Annotated in this window: 14 protein-coding genes and 1 pseudogene; 1 reads left to right on the top strand and 14 read right to left on the bottom strand. The window is 61.7% G+C overall.

Annotation, left to right across the window (positions count from 1 at the left end):
- Positions 1-267 precede the first annotated feature (267 nt).
- The 14 genes and pseudogenes from hsdR to KBA32_RS07370 form a co-directional block, all read right to left on the bottom strand.
- Positions 268-2,733 carry an EcoAI/FtnUII family type I restriction enzme subunit R gene (gene hsdR, locus KBA32_RS07430; RefSeq protein ID WP_294357055.1) on the bottom strand — a complete coding sequence of 822 codons (2,466 nt, stop codon included), beginning with the start codon at positions 2,731-2,733 and terminating at the stop codon, positions 268-270.
- 232 nt (positions 2,734-2,965) lie between these two features.
- Positions 2,966-3,817 (bottom strand): hypothetical protein, encoded by an 852-nt coding sequence (locus KBA32_RS07425; protein WP_294357053.1) that lies wholly within the window; start codon positions 3,815-3,817, stop codon positions 2,966-2,968.
- Between the two features lie 11 nt (positions 3,818-3,828).
- Complete coding sequence (locus KBA32_RS07420; protein ID WP_294357090.1) at positions 3,829-4,191, bottom strand: GIY-YIG nuclease family protein; 363 nt, start codon at positions 4,189-4,191, stop codon at positions 3,829-3,831.
- A 161-nt stretch (positions 4,192-4,352) separates the two neighbouring features.
- Entirely contained in the window at positions 4,353-5,363 is a 1,011-nt protein-coding gene (locus KBA32_RS07415; RefSeq protein WP_367113759.1) for a restriction endonuclease subunit S, read from the bottom strand.
- 6 nt (positions 5,364-5,369) lie between these two features.
- Positions 5,370-5,486, bottom strand: a pseudogene (locus KBA32_RS17085) (hypothetical protein); the annotation flags it as partial.
- Positions 5,483-5,974 carry a GIY-YIG nuclease family protein gene (locus KBA32_RS07410; RefSeq protein WP_294357049.1) on the bottom strand — a complete coding sequence of 164 codons (492 nt, stop codon included), beginning with the start codon at positions 5,972-5,974 and terminating at the stop codon, positions 5,483-5,485. The gene KBA32_RS07410 and the pseudogene KBA32_RS17085, both read right to left, overlap by 4 nt.
- Positions 5,975-6,044: 70 nt before the next feature.
- Positions 6,045-7,631, bottom strand: coding sequence for an N-6 DNA methylase (locus tag KBA32_RS07405; protein WP_294357047.1), 1,587 nt, complete (start codon positions 7,629-7,631; stop codon positions 6,045-6,047).
- Between the two features lie 336 nt (positions 7,632-7,967).
- The gene (locus tag KBA32_RS07400) at positions 7,968-8,423 is read right to left on the bottom strand and encodes a PaaI family thioesterase (protein WP_294357045.1); all 456 of its coding nucleotides are present in this window, start codon (positions 8,421-8,423) and stop codon (positions 7,968-7,970) included.
- Between the two features lie 15 nt (positions 8,424-8,438).
- The gene (locus KBA32_RS07395) at positions 8,439-8,693 is read right to left on the bottom strand and encodes a Txe/YoeB family addiction module toxin (protein ID WP_294357043.1); all 255 of its coding nucleotides are present in this window, start codon (positions 8,691-8,693) and stop codon (positions 8,439-8,441) included.
- 123 nt (positions 8,694-8,816) lie between these two features.
- Entirely contained in the window at positions 8,817-10,007 is a 1,191-nt protein-coding gene (locus KBA32_RS07390; protein WP_294357041.1) for a hypothetical protein, read from the bottom strand.
- Positions 10,007-11,203 carry a carbohydrate kinase family protein gene (locus KBA32_RS07385; RefSeq protein ID WP_294357039.1) on the bottom strand — a complete coding sequence of 399 codons (1,197 nt, stop codon included), beginning with the start codon at positions 11,201-11,203 and terminating at the stop codon, positions 10,007-10,009. Before KBA32_RS07385 ends, KBA32_RS07390 begins: the two co-directional genes overlap by 1 nt.
- Positions 11,203-11,874, bottom strand: coding sequence for a D-lyxose/D-mannose family sugar isomerase (locus tag KBA32_RS07380; RefSeq protein WP_294357037.1), 672 nt, complete (start codon positions 11,872-11,874; stop codon positions 11,203-11,205). The genes KBA32_RS07385 and KBA32_RS07380 overlap by 1 nt, the downstream gene beginning before the upstream one ends.
- 113 nt (positions 11,875-11,987) lie before the next feature.
- Complete coding sequence (locus KBA32_RS07375) at positions 11,988-13,400, bottom strand: LacI family DNA-binding transcriptional regulator (RefSeq protein WP_294357034.1); 1,413 nt, start codon at positions 13,398-13,400, stop codon at positions 11,988-11,990.
- Positions 13,401-13,490: 90 nt separating this feature from the next.
- Positions 13,491-14,372 carry a LysR family transcriptional regulator gene (locus KBA32_RS07370; RefSeq protein ID WP_294357031.1) on the bottom strand — a complete coding sequence of 294 codons (882 nt, stop codon included), beginning with the start codon at positions 14,370-14,372 and terminating at the stop codon, positions 13,491-13,493.
- Positions 14,373-14,669: 297 nt separating this feature from the next.
- Between KBA32_RS07370 and KBA32_RS07365 the strand changes: the two genes are divergently transcribed.
- On the top strand, positions 14,670-15,665 hold the full coding sequence (locus KBA32_RS07365) for a hypothetical protein (RefSeq protein ID WP_294357029.1): 996 nt from the start codon (positions 14,670-14,672) through the stop codon (positions 15,663-15,665).
- The last annotated feature ends 229 nt before the right edge of the window (positions 15,666-15,894 follow it).

Below are 15,894 nucleotides of genomic sequence, written 5' to 3'. Positions count from 1 at the left end.
ATTTTCAAAAGACAAGGCCAACCGGGACCGGTTGGCTTTCTTGTTGTCTGATCGATATCTGCTCACAGGCAGATCGAGCACAACGCCGTCTGATCCAAGGTTTTCCTAGTCGGCAGTCACGATGAATCAAAGCGACCCAACAGGATCCGTCATTCCGGGCTTGACCCGGAATCCGACCAAAGGGAGTGCAGAGCCAGTGGCGCACCTCTGGATTCCGGCTTTCGCCGGAATGACGTGGCTATTCATTTTTTTCAACTTGACTGACTACTAATCCTGGTAGAGATACCGCTGGAACCCCACGAAGGCTTTTCGCACGGTATCAGGCGAGCCAAGGTCAGCAAACGCATCGGCAATTGCATTGTTGTACTTCAGCTTCAACAGTGGCCCGAGCTTGGTTTCGTCCAGTTCCTCGATCCCCTCGCTCACATAGTGCGCCAGCACAAAGCTCAGGAAAGCCTGCTGCTTGCTGCTGTACGCGGTGCCGATCACGGCCTTGGCGCGCTCGGCGCGTTCCTCACGGGTGAGCGGCGCTTCGGCGTAGGCGATGTGCGCCAACACGTCGAAAAGGTCGCAGTCCTCCGCGTCGATGATCTTCTGCATCTCGGCAAGCTGGTCGTGGCCGAAGCCTTTTTCGGCTAGGCCGGCAAGCAGTTTCTTGCGGGTATCGGGCAAACCCCAGATCGCCCGCAACTCATCTTCGTCCTTGAAGAACTCCGGCAAGTGGCCGTACAGAGCGCTCACAAACTGCGCGGCAGACATCGGCGTGCCGTCCGGGTGCCAGAAGCTCGTCGCCATCATGTGCTGGATCTGGCGCTCCTTGCCATCCGCCAGCTTCACCTTGGCCTTCTTTTTCTTCTGGCACACGCAGGGGCGCTGACCGCATTCGTGGCAAGGCGCCTTGGGGCAGGTGCAGGGCTGATTGCCGCACACATAGCAGGGCGGCGGCGGCTCCTTGATGCACATGCAGGGTGAATGCTCACAGCGCTTGCAAACCTCCGGCTCCAGCGGCTCGCCGTCCCACTCCGGATCGCTGAAGTGGTGGTGTGCCTTCACGAAATCGTAGATCGTGAAGTAATCCTTGCCGTCGTAAAGCCGGGTGCCGCGCCCGATGATCTGCTTGAACTCGATCATCGAGTTCACCGGACGCATCAGCACGATGTTGCGCACATTGCGCGCATCCACGCCGGTCGAGAGCTTCTGCGACGTCGTCAGGATGGTCGGGATGGTCTTCTCGTTGTCCTGAAAATCCCGCAGCCACTGCTCGCCGAGCCCGCCATCCTCGGCGGTTACGCGCTGGCAGTAATTCGGGTCGGTGCTCTGCTTGGTCTGGTTGATCAGATCGCGCACCGCCAGCGCATGGGTCTGCGTGGCGCAGAAGACGATGGTCTTCTCGCGCTGGTCGATCTCGTTCATGAAGATCTCGACGCGCTTCTTCTCGCGCTCCTTGATCTCGATGATCTTGTTGAAATCCTTCTCTTCGTAGCGCTTGCCGGCCTCGATCTCGCCTTCCACCACGGTATCGTCCGAGGTGAACACATAGTCATCCAGCGTGGTGGCGATTTGCTTCAGGCGGAAGGGCGTCAGGAAGCCATCGTTGATGCCGTCCTTGAGCGAGTAGATGAACACCGGCTCGCCAAAGTAGGCATAGGTGTCGGCGTTGTCTTTCCGCTTTGGCGTGGCGGTCAGGCCCAACTGCACGGCCGGCGAAAAGTACTCAAGAATGCCGCGCCAGTTGCTCTCGTCGTTCGCGCCACCCCGGTGGCACTCGTCGATGATGATGAAATCGAAGAAGTCGGGCGGGTATTCACCGAAGTAAAGACTTCGTTCGGGCTGAGCCTGTCGAAGCCCACCCGTTTCCTGCCCTTCGACAGGCTCAGGGCGAACGGTCGCGGGCCCGCTCATGAAGGTCTGGAAGATCGTGAAGAAGATGCTGCCGTTCTTCGGTACCTTGCCCTTCTTCTTGATGTCGTCCGGCGCGATGCGCACCAGCGCATCTTCGGCAAAGGCTGAAAACGAATTGAACGCCTGATTCGCCAGAATGTTGCGATCCGCCAGAAACAGGATGCGCGGCCGGCGAGTGGGTTCGCCGCCACCGTTCACGCTGAGCTTGTCGAAGCGCCAGTCGCCGATGTTCCAGCGGCTGTGAAACAGCTTCCAAGCCAGTTGAAAGGCGATGAAGGTCTTGCCTGTGCCGGTCGCCAGCGTCAGCAGGATGCGCTCGCGCCCTTCGGCCAGCGCTGCCAGCACGCGCTCGATGGCGATGTCCTGATAGTAGCGGCCCTGCCAGTAACCACCCTTGTCCTCGAAGGGCACGGCGGCGAAGCGGTCGCGCCAGGCATTCTCGGTGGAAAAAGTCGCTTGCCACAGCGCCTCGGGCGAGGGGAAAGCCGGTAACTTGCCTTCCGCGCCGGACTGCATGTCGATGCCGTAGATGCCCTGGCCGTTGGTGGCGTAGGTGTAGCGGATCGAGAGTTTCTGCGCGTAATCCTTGGCCTGGCCCACGCCCTCGGCCAACGCCTTGTCCCAAGCCTTGGCCTCCACTACCGCCAGCTTGGTGTTGCGGTACTCCAGCACATAGTCCGCCGTCAGCGCCTTGCCGCGCTTGCCGGCGCCCTCGATGCGGCCCAGTGTGATCGGGTACTCGCGGCGGATGCGGCTGCCCTCCACCACGCCCCAGCCCACAGCGGCCAGCGCGGGGTCGATGTGTTCGGCTCGGGTTTCGGCTTCGTTCATGTCGTGTCTCACTTGTGAGTCACAAACCACTTTGCGTCTCACTTTTTGCAAAAAATGAGACGCAAAGCGCATCTCATCGCATGAAAAACCATCGAATCAAAACTGGATCAAGAAAAAATCAAGGCCAGCCTGCAACATAACCTGTTGATTGGTAAAGAAACAGCGCCTTACCCCCGCCCAGCAAGACCGTCAAGAATCAAAACCCGATCAAGAAACTTGTTTCTCCGACGTTTCATTTCTTCCCATCCTTCTTCAGTGCCTTGGCCGCCTTGCCCGGCGGCAGGAAGTTTTCGCCCGTCACCACCGATTTGCCGGTTTTTGCTTCCAGCGCCGTGCGGGCCTGCTTGGCAATCGCCCCGCCTTTCTTGGCGGCCTTGCTGTTCTCGGTCATGCCGGTCGCCTCATCGGCTTCGGCGATCTGGCGGGTGGAAAGCTCGGCCAGTGCGGTAAAGATCAACTCCGCCTCGCTCATGTGATCGCGCAGATTATGGTCTTGCAGACCCTTCATCGTCTTGTGCGCCTTCACGCTCACGCCCGCCCATTCCTGATGGATCAGGTTGGTGAGGATGGCGAATTCCTCGCCCTGCTTGATGTCGTGATTCGCCCAGTAATCCGTCAGCTTGTTGCGCGTTTCCTGCCCGGTCATGCGCTGGGCGATCCACTTCTCGCTGCGCCCGTGTTTCTGCCAGGTCTCGCGCGCTCGGTTCAGCGACAGGGCCGGATCGGCGATTTCCTGTATGCGCTCGTAACCCACCTTCGCCAGCCACAGCTTGATTGGCTCCGCTTTGGGGCTGGGCACCGACTGCACCAGTCGCAACAGGGTCTGGGCGGTGGCCACATCGGTCAAACGTTGTTTGCCATCGGCGGCCGCCAATTTCAACTGGTAACAGCTTGATACCAGTTGGCTGCCTTCTTTAGCCAAGCGCCCCTTCAAGACCTTCCAATACTTTCTGGCCCCCTGATAGTCCGGCTGCTGGGTGAGCACCTGAATGATGTCAATGACCGAGAAAGACCAGGTTTCGGTCGCCTCGTCATACACGCGGCGGATCGTCAGGCTTTCAAATTCAGCGGGCAGGGTTTTCATCGTCAATTCCCTCAATCGTCATTCCCGCGAAGGCGGGAATCCACAGCACTTATTTCGCCATTCCTGTGAAAACGAGAATCCAGTGCAGAGGTGGCAGGCTGGTTTCCCGCATGCGTGGGAAGGACGGGATGGGGTGCCGCCCCCGTAATTGCCGGCCACAAATCTACCCAATCCGGGTTCGATTTTTCAATCGTCGCCAACTTCCACTTGCGCAGCCATTTTTTCATCGCCTTCTCGCGGCTGATCGCGCTTTCCATTGTTTCGTGCTGCTCGTACCACACCAAGATTTTCAAGCCATATTGTTTCGTAAAACCATCCGCCAAACCCTCCCGATGTTGCCAGATACGCTGCACCAGATCGGAAGTTACCCCGATTTACAAGGTCCCGTTACGTTGGCTGGCGAGCATGTAAACGGCGGGGTGCTTCATCATTTACGCCCCCGGAGTCGTCATTCCCGCGCATGCGGGAATCCAGCCGTCGCCACTGCACTGGGTTCCCGCATGCGCGGGAACGACGGGATTGGCTGGTAAGCTCGTCATAGCGCCCCGCTGAAAGCTTGATGCAGCAGGGATTGCTTCAACTCGTCCAGCGCTTCGAGCTTGCGCTGGTAGAGGGCTTCGAGGCGTCGGGTTTCTTCAAGCATGGATTCAAATCTATCCGCGAGTTCCGCCTGTGCGGCACGGGGCGGAATCGGCAGAATCAAATTCCGCAGGTCACGGATGTTGATCTGCATGAGTGCAGCTCCGTATGTCTTTTCTCGAATCTGCTGCTGGACTGGCTCGGATCGCATCAGGTAGTAACCAAAATTCTGATTTACCAATGTGTCGTCAAAATGGATCGGCACGATACCGCGAGTTACGTTTCCTCCCGCTAGTGCATCTGATGCAATTGAAATCACTCCCGTGCTGCCCCGTACGCACAACAGGAGATCACCACCTCGTAGCGTTGTTCGCCGATACGAATCTGCCAAGCTCGGGTCTATCCGCTTGAGCCCGTCCAGCTCAATCGTTTTGATTCCCAGATCGGTAGGTCTGACGATAGGCAAGCCATCAGGCTGATCTTCTCCGGGCTGGACGATGCCGTACGACAACGAGCACCGGTTATCAACAGCTTCGTCCAAAGTCTTCTCCACCCACCCATCACCCCGCAGGCTGAAGACGGACTGGAGGTGGCTTTCGAAGAGGGTGCGGGCGTTTTGGCGGTTTTGCTCGGCATTGGCGCGGGCCGTGGCGATGCCGGCAAAGGCTTCATCGAGGATGGCGACGATGCGTTGTTGTTCGGGGAGTGGCGGAAGCGGTATTGAAATGTTCAGCAACTCAGACTTAACGAGACTTGGAATCGTTGTTCCACGATTGAGAGCACCGAAGTCGTACAACAAACAAAAATAGTATAAAAACCGTGAATCCAAGCAAGCCTTTGCGGTGAGCCCAAAGGCCGTGTCAACATTCCAAAACCGAGTTTCAGAATAGATCGGACTATTTATGTTTCCCTTCCGCCCGATGATGGTTGTTCCGGCTTCACAAATGTAGTCGGTTGCCATTCCCATGACATTTCCAGCGCTTCCATAAATTGGAAACTCGCCATGAGCAGATTCAACTTCTCGCTGGTTGCGACCATTTCGGATTTCTAGAACCTCGCGGAATGTCCTAGTCTGCCACCCCGCCTTCATCGCGCCACCTCCCCATCCGTTCGTGGTGAGCTTGTCGAACCATGAGCGGATGCGTGCCCCTGCCCTTCGACAAGCTCAGGGCAAACGGGAGTGGGGAGCGTGTTTGACTGTGGTGAGTCGTGAGCCTGTCGAATGATCGAACCATGGACGGATGCGGCCCACAGCCCTTCGACAGGCTCAGGGCGAACGGGAGTTGGGGGTTGCGGTGTTCTTGATTGGGCGAGGCGCGAGACTTCGGCCCAGTTGCCTTGCATCATGGCTTCCTTCTTTTTGCGGCTCCAGCCTTTGATGTGTTGCTCGGCGGCAAGCGCTTCCTCGCGCGTAGCGCAGTCTTGCGTGAAGACTAAGGTGATCGGTCGACGCTTGAAGGTGTAGCAAGTCGGAAACGCGCCTGCGTGGTGCTGGGCGATGCGTTGTTCGAGGTTGTCGGTGTGGCCGGTGTAGTAGCTTGCGTCGGCGCAGCGAAGGATGTAGACCCAGAAGGCCATCAATTGCCTCCTTGCCGATAGCCCTTCGACAGGCTCAGGGCGAACGGAGCTACGCGGGCGATGAGGTGATTCATAGCATCGCCCTGATGTTCACCAGCACCTCGGCGCTCTCGGCATCCAGCGCGGCGATCTCGTCGAGGATGTCCTGCGGACTGCGATGCACGACGACTTCGCCACCGTTGGGGTTCTTCACTGCAAGATCGTAGCTGGCGGTGGCGATACTGGCGGCATCGACGCTCCAGCTCTTGTCCGAGTCGGCAGAGGTCTTTTGCAGGTCGATGAATTCCTGCAAGTCGGCGTCGTTAAGCGGGTTGGTCTTGCCCATGTTGCGGCCGGGGTCGAGTTGGTAGTACCAGGTCTTGCGGGTGGGCGCGCCTTTCTCGAAAAAGAGCACGACGGTCTTGACGCCCGCGCCCTGAAAGGTGCCGCCGGGGCAGTCCAGAATCGTGTGCAGGTTGCAGCTCTCCAGCAGGAGCTTGCGCAGGCTGACCGAGGCGTTGTCGGAGTTGCTGAGGAAGGTGTTCTTGATGACGATGGCGGCGCGGCCGCCGGCGCGCAGCATCTTGATGAAGTGCTGCAGGAAGAGGAAGGCGGTCTCGCCCGTGCGGATCGGGAAGTTCTGCTGCACCTCGGGCCGCTCTTTGCCGCCGAAGGGCGGGTTGGCGAGGATGACGTCGAAGCGGTCTTTCTCCTGCACGTCGGCCAGGTTTTCGGCGAGCGTGTTGGTGTGCTGGATGTTGGGCGCTTCGATTCCGTGCAGGATCAGGTTCATGATCGCGATCACGTAGGCGAGGCTCTTCTTCTCCTTGCCGTAGAAGGTGCGCGTCTGCAGGGTTTCGAGGTCTTTTGTCGACAGACCCTGCCCTTCGACAGGCTCAGGGCGAACGCCTTGGGGGGGGCGATCATGGTGAGCTTGTCGAACCACAGGCTCAGGGCGAACGCCTTGGGGGGGCCGATCATGGTGAGCTTGTCGAACCACAGGCTCAGGGCGAACGGGGTTTATGAGGTAGTCGTGCGCTTCGCACAGGAAACCCGCCGAGCCGCAAGCGCCGTCGTAGATGCGTTCGCCAATCCTGGGCTGGATCACCTGGATCATGGCGCGGATCAGCGGGCGCGGGGTGTAGTACTCGCCGCCATTGCGCCCGGCGTTGCCCATGCGCTTGATCTTTTCTTCGTAGAGCGCGGAGAGTTCGTGCTTTTCGACCTGCGAGCGGAAGCGCAGTTCGTCGATGTGGTCGATGATGTCGCGCAGGGTGTAGCCGCTGCGGATCTTGTTCTTGATCTCGCCGAAGATCTCGCCGATCTTGTACTCGATGGTGTCCGGCCCGCTCGCGCGCTGCTTGAAGCCGTGCAGATAGGGGAAGAGCTTGCGATCCACGAAGTCGACGAGGTCGTCGCCAGTGAGCGCCGCATTGTGATCGAGCTGGCCCGCCGCATCCCTGGGCGCGGCCCAGGTGCTCCAGCGGTAGGCGGGGTCGAGGATGTAGCGGTAGGCGCGGCCTTCGAGCGCGGCTTCGTCGGCCTTGTCCTGCTCCAGCCCGTCCAGATACTTGAGGAAGAGCAGGCAGGAGGTCTGCTCGGTGTAATCGAGTTCGGTGGTACAACCGCTCTCTTTCCAGAGGGCGTCGTCGATATTCTTGAAGGCTTGTTCGAACATGAACTACGAGATTCCTGATGGTAAGGCACGAGGCCAAAGGCGCTTTTTTCCCGCTATTTTACTGGCATGAGACTCGGTGTTCTGGCGATTCAGGAGAAGACCGCCGTCTCCCAAAGGAGGGAAGCGGGGAAGGGGGCGAGGCTGGAGCCCAAGACTGATCAATCCCTGGACGGAGGCATGCCGATCAAACGCTTACGCAAAAGCGTCTTGCCCGCCGCAGGATCGGCATTTGCCAAGGGACTCGCTGGAACATCTCCGGCCATGCTGCCGCCGCCAGCCACTTCATAGCCGTCGTGTGCTTGCCAATCACCCGATGCGGCGGCAACTGGCCTCAGCTCATTCGACGTACCGAATCGCCAGCATCTCCCCTCGCGCGCAGAGTTCGCCCTGCGCGCTGAGCACGAGGTCGAGCCAGACCTTACGCCCGTCGATGCGGCGGAGCTTGCCCTTGATCGTGAGTTCGACGCCCATCGGCGTCGGGCGGAGGTAGTCGACTTTCAGGGAGGCGGTGACGAAGCGGTCGGGCGTGACGGAATCCATCTCGCAGTGTGCGGCGCGGCAGGCGAAGGCGGCGGCCGACGCGGTGCCGTGGCAATCGAGCAGGGAAGCGATCAAACCGCCATAGACGTGATTCGGTACGCCGCCGCTTTGCTCCGGGCGCGGCGTGAAGCGGGCGATGGTCTCGTCGTCGTCCCAGTAGCTCTTGAGCTGCAGCCCGTCGGGATTGAGCCGGCCGCAGCCGTAGCAGTGGCTGAAGCGATCGGCGTAGCAGTCCTGGAATGCCTTTTCCACAGTGACTGCGAGCGGCTAAGCGACAACGCGCAACTGCGCGATCATCAGCACGTCGTCCTCGACGCGATAGACGATGCGCTGTTCGCTGCTGATCCGTCGGGAGCAGAAACCTTCGAGGGTATGGCGCAGGGCTTCGGGTTTGCCGATACCGGAGCGGGGTTCACGCTGGATCGCGCCGATGAGGTCGTTGATGCGCGCGAAGAGCGCGGCGTCGTGCGTTTGCCAGTGGCAATAGTCCGCCCACGCGGCATCGGCGAAGACGAGCTTCATGGCATCAGTTCCCGTTCGCGGCCCTGGCCAGCCTTGAGCTGGGCGACGGCGGCGAGCAGGCGCTTGGCGTTGGCCGGCGAGCGCAGCAGGGCGGCGGCTTGTCCAGCGCCTCATCCGGATCACTCAGGGAAAACAGGCCTGCAGGACCCGTTGGTCGATCGATTGTCCGGCGTCGAGTCCGGCGATTTCGCAGAGCACGGCGCGTGGTCCGCGTTCGGCGACGGCTTGCAGGATGCGTTGATCGGCCTCGCCGACCCGGCCCTGTTCGTCGGGCGCCGCGAACTTCAACGCGGCGCGGATCGGCGGCACGAGACCGTCAAACGGAAGCCCATGCTTTGCGGCAAGGAGACAGGCGCCGATCAGGCGATCCTCGCGCGCCAGCTTGCGGCCGAGATCGCGGCCGACGCGATGCAGCGTGTCGCCGAGCGCGCGGTTGCGATAGCGGCTGAGCAGGTCTTCGGCATGCGTCGCGAGTTCGTCCTGCGGCAGATCCTCCGGATAAGCCCGGTTGAGCGCGGCGGCGCTCTGCAGCAGGGCGGCACGGACGGCATCGACGACCGCCGGCAGTTCCATCGCCTGCCAGCAGCAGGTGAGCGCCGGGTTCGCCTGATAACCGAGGTAGGCGAGGGCGGCGTGGCTCATGTTGTGCAGGAAGAGCTTGCGGTCGACCCAGGCGGCGATGTTGTTCACCGGCTTGAGGCCGGCCAGCGCGGGGACTTCGCGGCGAAAGCCGAGGCGGTCGACGATCAGGGTGTCGTAGGGTTCGGCGAAGAGCTGCAGCGGGTCTTCATTCAGCGCGTCCTGCGGCATGATCGGGACCATCTTGCCGATGCTGGTCTCGACGAGGCCCAGGCGACTGTCGAGATCGAAACCCTCGGGCAGCAGCGGACGGAGATTCTGGCGAAACCACGCGGCAGCGGAACGCAGATTCTCGGCGATGATCACATCCAGCGGTGGCGCATTGTTCGCCGCGCGCAGTTCCAGCGCTGCGGCCAGCAGCGGCAGCACGGCCTGCAAGCCGCGCTGACCAACCGACGTTGCCATGCCGTCGGCCTGCGTGAGGACGTCGATCACCGCCGCGCGATCGCGCCCGTCGATGGCGCTCACGCCACCGATCAGGCGGATTTGATCGGGCCGGTCGTTCTGCTTGACGACGACCGGGTACGAGCGCCGCTCGTTGAGCAGGGAGACGAGCCGCGAATCGACGTCGATAAAGACGACCCGGTAACCCGCTTCGGCGAACAGCCGGCCGATGAACGAGCGCCCGATGTTGCCGGCGCCGAACTGAACGAACGTTTTTGTTGCATTTGCCATTACGCCGCAGACTCCAGATAGGTGGCCATCATCGCCCGCTTCTGGCCGGGGAATTCTTCATACAGCACGCCGCCGAACTGGAAGCAGGCCAGGCCGCCGCTGACGCTGCCCCAAGCGATCGCTTCGCTGAGGTCGATGCGTGCGTTGCCCGCGTCAAGCTGGCGGGCCACATCGGCGATCACGCCGCCGGCAAAGTTGTCGCCGCAGCCGGTCGTGTCGCCCTTGCGTTCGGGATGCGCGGCCAGCTCGGCGACGATCGCCTGCGAAACCGGGATTGCCTGCCGGGTGCAGGGTTCGAAGCGTGCGGAACCGATCTTCAGCGCGACATCGCGCGAGCCGTTGGTGACGATGACCGCGCCGACGCCCTTTTCGAGGAAGAAATCCATCGCCGCGTCGAGTGATGCGCAGCCGGAAAGACGCTCGGCCTCCTCCAGATCGGCGATCAGGAGATCGATCAGGCGGTAGCTCGCGTCGCTTGAGCCGAGCGGCCAGCGGGCATCGGGGTCGCGTCGCTGGTTGCGGAAATCGTAGACGGTATTGACGACGGTGAACGCCTTCTTCTCCTTGGCCCGCGCCAGTAGTCGATCGAGCGAGTCGTGGATCTGCGGCACCAGCGCGGTGCCGCCAAAAACGATCAGGTCGGCGTCGTAGAAGTCGTCCGACAGATCGGCCTCGGTCAATTGGCCGGCCGCACCGATGGTGTTGAGGAATGCGCGCTCCCCGCGCCCGTGGTCGTAGCCCGGATCGGAAAGCACCTCCGTGCGCGGCGTGCGTCCGCTCGTCGTCACCAGTCCATCGGGGCTCAAGGGCGTGCGCGCCAACTGCTGTCGCAGCACGACGCCTTCGTCGTCCGCGCCGACGGCGCCGACAAAGCGCACCGCGAAGCGCTCGGGGTCGAGAATCTGCGCGGCGTGAATCAGCGCGACGACGGCCGGACCGCCCACATTGACCGCGTCGACCGGTTTGCCGGCGGTGATTTCCCTGACCGCCAGGTCCGCATCGCGACCGGCAAACTGCGCGAACTCCTCGCCGAAGGTCAGCTTGCCGGGCGACAGGCCGCCATCGCCGTCAACCTGCGAACGGTACCTCGCGAAGGCATCAGCGCCGAAGTCGACCTGCCCGTAGATGTAGTCGAGCAGGCAGCAGCCGACGCCCGAAATGGTGAAGCGCGACCGATTCGTTGCCTTCGTGCCCATCAGCGAATCTTCTCCGCATAGTCGGAGACCAGCAGACGCCAGGGTGCTTCATCCTCGTCAATGCTCGGAAAGCGGCCGACCGCTTCGTAAAAGCGGTTGTCCGAGAAGTCGTCATTGACCTGGCTGACTTCGCCGACCAGCACCTTGCCCTCGCCCCAGAAGCGGTGATACAGCCCGCGCGTCAGGCAGATGCTTTCGCCGGGCGCCAGACTGACGACACCGCCGGCCGCCAGGGTGCGGCGAACTCCGTCGATGCTGACGCTGACCGGCGTGTCGGCCTTTTCTCCCTGACCCTCGGAGTTCCAGAGTTGTAGCAGCAGCTTGCCGCCGCCCCGGTTGATGATGTCTTCGGCCTTCTGGAAGTGGAAGTGCAGCGGCGTCTCCTGGCCATCGTCGACGACCATGATCTTCTCGGCGTAGGTCTTGCCGTAGCTGCCGCCGGCCTTGCCATTGCGCACCGTGAACAGCGTCAACCCACGCTGGGCGAAGTCGCCCGAGCCGAAATCGGTGATGTCCCAGCCCAACTGGCAATCAACGACCTCCCGACAAGCCTCGCCCTGACCTTGCCAATCGGCTTCGGTCCACGACGCCCAGGGCGGCAGGTGGAACTGGTGCTCGGTGAAGAAGGCCTGCGCCGACTGAAGAATCTGGTTGATCTGACTGCGCTTCATCTGGTTTCCTCCAAGGATCATCTATTACAAGCTAACCTAGGTGAGCTAACGACTTCCGGCACACTATTACCGGCCGGTACGGCTGTCAAGTTTATTGCCTCTGCAACGCAAAATCAGCTGACCGTCGTCGGGACGACGATCTGCGCCGGCTCGGCGCCGGGGTCCGCCATCAGCTTGAACAACAGCTCCGCCGACTGGCGGCCGATTTCACGGTGCGGCTGATGGACCGAAATCATGCCGCTCGTGAAGAAAGGCGGGTCGGCACCGAAACGAGCGATCAACGGCGCCGCGGCGTCGCCCGACAGGCTGACCGTCAGATCCCGCGCGCGGTAGGAAAGGCCGCTCGTGGTGACGAACCAGGCATCGGGTCGCTCGTCTTCGCCCAACGCAAGCAGGGCCCGAATGGCATCGGAAAGATCGTTCGCCTGCGCGTCGATCTGATCAAGCAGGACGAGCAGGCGGGGGTCCGCCACCCTGCCATGTTCGCGCAAGGCATCGTGGTAACCGGCGATGCGGCTGGCGATACTCGACGCGGCAAGGTTGAAGGAAATGCAGGCGACCCGTTTCGCACCGCGCCGTACCAACAGGTCGACCGCCTCCCGCGCGCCGCTCCGGTCATCCTGGACGACCGAGCTGCCGGTCCAGTCGTCCGGTACCCGGTCGACGCACACCGCCGGCAGCTTGCTCTTGGCGATGACCCTGGCCAGGGAAGCGACCCCGGTCGGTTTCGAATTGAAGTCGGCGCAGGGGATGATGATCAGTCCATCGACGCCGCGATAGAGCAGCGAGTCGATATTCCGCATCTCGAGCCGCCGACACATCCGGCTCGATGAAAGCATCATGGTCGCGTCGTGCCGGGCGAAGACCTCGTCGATGCCGCGCAGCATCTCTGACATGTAGATTTCATGGACATCGGGAAAAACCAGACCGATCGAGCCGGTCTTGCCGCGATTCAGCGCCTGGGCGAAATAGTTCGGGCGAAATCCGATATCTTCCGCGTACTTGACGATCCGCTGTGCCGTCTCCGGGTTGATCCGATGCTTCTCCGCCTCCCCGCCGAGCACGAACGAAACGGTTGAACGCGAAACACCAAGGTCCGCGGCGATGCTCTTCATGGTGATCTTTTGCTGGGCCATCAACGTGCTCAAGTAGGGGTGCGTGGCTGCCTTCATCCTGAAAACCTCACCGCAAAGGCGCAAAGGCGCGAAGGCGCGAAGGCGCAAAGATCGCAAAGGGAACGACCGCTGCCGCAGGGTGTGCAACGCCCGGCGTTGCGCACCGTTCCAGCGCCATTCCCGCGTGCGCACCCCAAGGGTACTTCCTTCGGGGCGCACCCCAAGGGTACTTCCTTCGGGGCGCACCCCAAGGGTACTTCCTTCGGGGCGCAAATGGGATTTGCGCACCCTACCGCGCTGTGGGTCAAGATGGAAGACAGGTGCTGTTCGCGTAGCGCTTTGATTTTCTTTGCGAACCTTTGCGATCTCTGCGCCTTTGCGGTGAAGAACCGGGTTTTCAGGTTCATGCACCAACGCGGCAGCCCAAGGGGGCAATCGTCCCGCGCCTTGCCGGCGAAGACAAGCCTCGCTGCCCCGATTCGTCGGGCCGACGCGTACGCGCTACGAGATCAGCAGCCCCTGTTCCTCACGGATCTCACTGACCACCGACCAGAAGGCGTCGACCAGGCCGCCCGGTTCGCCCGGCGGCCGGACCAGCCCGATCTGCCAACGCGCATCCTCGTCGCCGAGAACCTTGACGCGCGCACGCGTGGGTTCGCAGGGCGTCGATGACGGAACGATCGCCCAGGCGACGCCGGCCTCGGCCAGGGCGACCGCGGTATAGAAGTCGGTGGTCGTCTGCAGCGCCTGAATGCGCAACCCTTTGCGCGTGAGGTACGACATGACGTGATCGTGGAAGGCCGGCGAACGCGTGCGCACGATCGTCACCATCGGGCGACGCACGAGTTCTTCGAGGCTGATCCGTTCGTCGTAATCCGAGGGTAGAACGGCGACCAGATTGGCCTGGATGCACGGCAGGGTCGGCCAACCCTCGGGCACCGGCAGACGGCAGAAGCCGACGTCCATGGTGCCTTCCTTCATCGCCTGGATCTGGTGTCGCGCCGACACCTCGATGAGCTCGATCTGGACGTCCGGCCGGACGGCACGAAACCTGGAGATCGCCTCCGGCGCGATCACCCGCGAGGTCACACCAAAACCGATGCGCAGGGTACCGAGGACGCCTTGCGCGGCTTGTCGGGCGCGGTGCGAGAAACGATGCACGCCCTCGACAATCGTCTGCGCCTCCGCATGCAGGGTACGACCAAGCGCCGTCAGCCGCGTTCCGGCCTGGCCGCGTTCGAACAGCGCGCCGCCGAACTCGGCTTCCAGGCGCTGAATCTGCTTGCTCAACGCGGATTGCGTCACGTGCATGCGTTCGGCAGCCTGGCCGAAGTGCAGCAACTCGCCGAGGGTGGCAAAAGCGGCCAGATCGCGAAGCTCCATCTTTCCCCTTTGGAATGGCTATGGTGAACATATTTCGTTTGTCGGAATGGTAACGCAATGCGATGCTGGCGTCTCAAGACCACCGAGACACACCCCGACCTGAAGAGAATCCGCAATGAACCTGAAAAACTCAGTTCTTCACCGCCAAGGCGCAGAGATCGCAAAGGTTCGCAAAGAAAATCAAAGCGCTACGCGAACAGCACCTCTCTTCCATCGCCACCCACAGGGTGAATGGTCAAGTACGACCCACCTGTTGTTTCCTTTGCGCCTTCGCGCCTTTGCGGTGAGGTTTTCAGGATGAAAAGCCTTGACCAGAAACTTGCACGCATCCGTGCCGGAAACTACACCCCGGCCGACTTCATCATGGCCGACGCCAAAGACCCTGACATGGCCTTCGGCATCGCCTGCCCCGGTCCGGCGCGCGATACGTCTGGCCGTCTGCTCGACCATCTGGCGACCCGCCCGGTGTTCCTGCAAACGATGCGCGACATGACGAATTCCGGCCTCATCGACATCATGCTGACCAGCGTCTCGACGGCGCAGATTCTGCAGGACGAGCGACTGTTCGAGAACTCGCCGGTCACCCCGGCCGTGCGTTACAACGACACCTCCGACATCTGGTATCCGCGTGGTGGCGCCTATGGCATGGAGCCCTCGCGCCCGTTTTCCAGCGCGCGCCTCGGCAAGCTGAAGGGGATTGCCGATCTCGGCCTCTATTCGATGACCTTCTCCAACAACGTCGATTACGACCTGCGCACGCTCGAAGCCTATTCGGCGTTCCGGGAGGAGGCAGCGCGCTACGGACTGCGCCACCTGCTGGAAGTATTCAACCCGATGTTCGATATCGGCATTCCGTCCAACCGGATCGGTCCCTTCATCGGCGACAGCATCGTGCGTTCGCTTGCCGGCGTTGTCGCCGAAGAACAGCCGATTTTCCTGAAGATCGCCTACAACGGCCGGCGTGCGACCGAGGAGCTTGCCCGGTACGACCCGGGCCGCCTGATCGTCGGCGTCCTCGGCGGCGGCAAGGGCACGACGCGCGACACCTTCGAACTGCTCTACCGCGCCGAAGCCGCCGGTGCGCGCGTCGCGCTGTTCGGGCGCAAGATCAACTATGCCGAACGGCCGCTGACGCTCGTTGCGCTGATGCGCCGCGTCATCGCCCGCGAACTGACGCCGGAGCAAGCCGTCGTCGCCTATCACGACGACCTCGTCGCCAACGATTGCCCGCCGACGCTGGCGCTCGCCGACGACATCAAGATCACCGAGCCGACGCTGCTCGCCGACGATTGATGTTGGGTGACTATTGGTCTGGCACGAAGAAGTCTCAACTTCCGTTCGGGCTGAGCCTGTCGAAGCCCGCCCCCCTTCGACAGGCTCAGGGCGAACGGACTTCTAGCATTATCGCGCCGGATCAATATTGACCATCGTGAAAACGACTGACAGTTATCCAGCCGCTCGCCCCGAGCCTGTCGAAGGGCGCGATGTCCACACGGGGCGTCTGTTCATGGTTCGATGCCCC

It is taken from the genome of Propionivibrio sp., from assembly GCF_017995515.1.
GTDB lineage: Bacteria > Pseudomonadota > Gammaproteobacteria > Burkholderiales > Rhodocyclaceae > Propionivibrio.
Note: the sequence above shows the minus strand (reverse complement) of the source record. Positions and strands in the feature narration are given on the sequence as shown.

What these genes read in the sequence shown, in the direction of transcription:
- hsdR (WP_294357055.1), bottom strand. Translation starts at nt 2,733, where the DNA reads ATGAACGAAGCCGAAACCCGAGCCGAACACATCGACCCCGCGCTGGCC.
- KBA32_RS07425 (WP_294357053.1), bottom strand. Translation starts at nt 3,817, where the DNA reads ATGAAAACCCTGCCCGCTGAATTTGAAAGCCTGACGATCCGCCGCGTG.
- KBA32_RS07415 (WP_367113759.1), bottom strand. Translation starts at nt 5,363, where the DNA reads ATGGGAATGGCAACCGACTACATTTGTGAAGCCGGAACAACCATCATC.
- KBA32_RS07410 (WP_294357049.1), bottom strand. Translation starts at nt 5,974, where the DNA reads ATGGCCTTCTGGGTCTACATCCTTCGCTGCGCCGACGCAAGCTACTAC.
- KBA32_RS07405 (WP_294357047.1), bottom strand. Translation starts at nt 7,631, where the DNA reads ATGTTCGAACAAGCCTTCAAGAATATCGACGACGCCCTCTGGAAAGAG.
- KBA32_RS07395 (WP_294357043.1), bottom strand. Translation starts at nt 8,693, where the DNA reads ATGAAGCTCGTCTTCGCCGATGCCGCGTGGGCGGACTATTGCCACTGG.
- KBA32_RS07390 (WP_294357041.1), bottom strand. Translation starts at nt 10,007, where the DNA reads ATGGCAAATGCAACAAAAACGTTCGTTCAGTTCGGCGCCGGCAACATC.
- KBA32_RS07385 (WP_294357039.1), bottom strand. Translation starts at nt 11,203, where the DNA reads ATGGGCACGAAGGCAACGAATCGGTCGCGCTTCACCATTTCGGGCGTC.
- KBA32_RS07380 (WP_294357037.1), bottom strand. Translation starts at nt 11,874, where the DNA reads ATGAAGCGCAGTCAGATCAACCAGATTCTTCAGTCGGCGCAGGCCTTC.
- KBA32_RS07370 (WP_294357031.1), bottom strand. Translation starts at nt 14,372, where the DNA reads ATGGAGCTTCGCGATCTGGCCGCTTTTGCCACCCTCGGCGAGTTGCTG.
- KBA32_RS07365 (WP_294357029.1), top strand. Translation starts at nt 14,670, where the DNA reads ATGAAAAGCCTTGACCAGAAACTTGCACGCATCCGTGCCGGAAACTAC.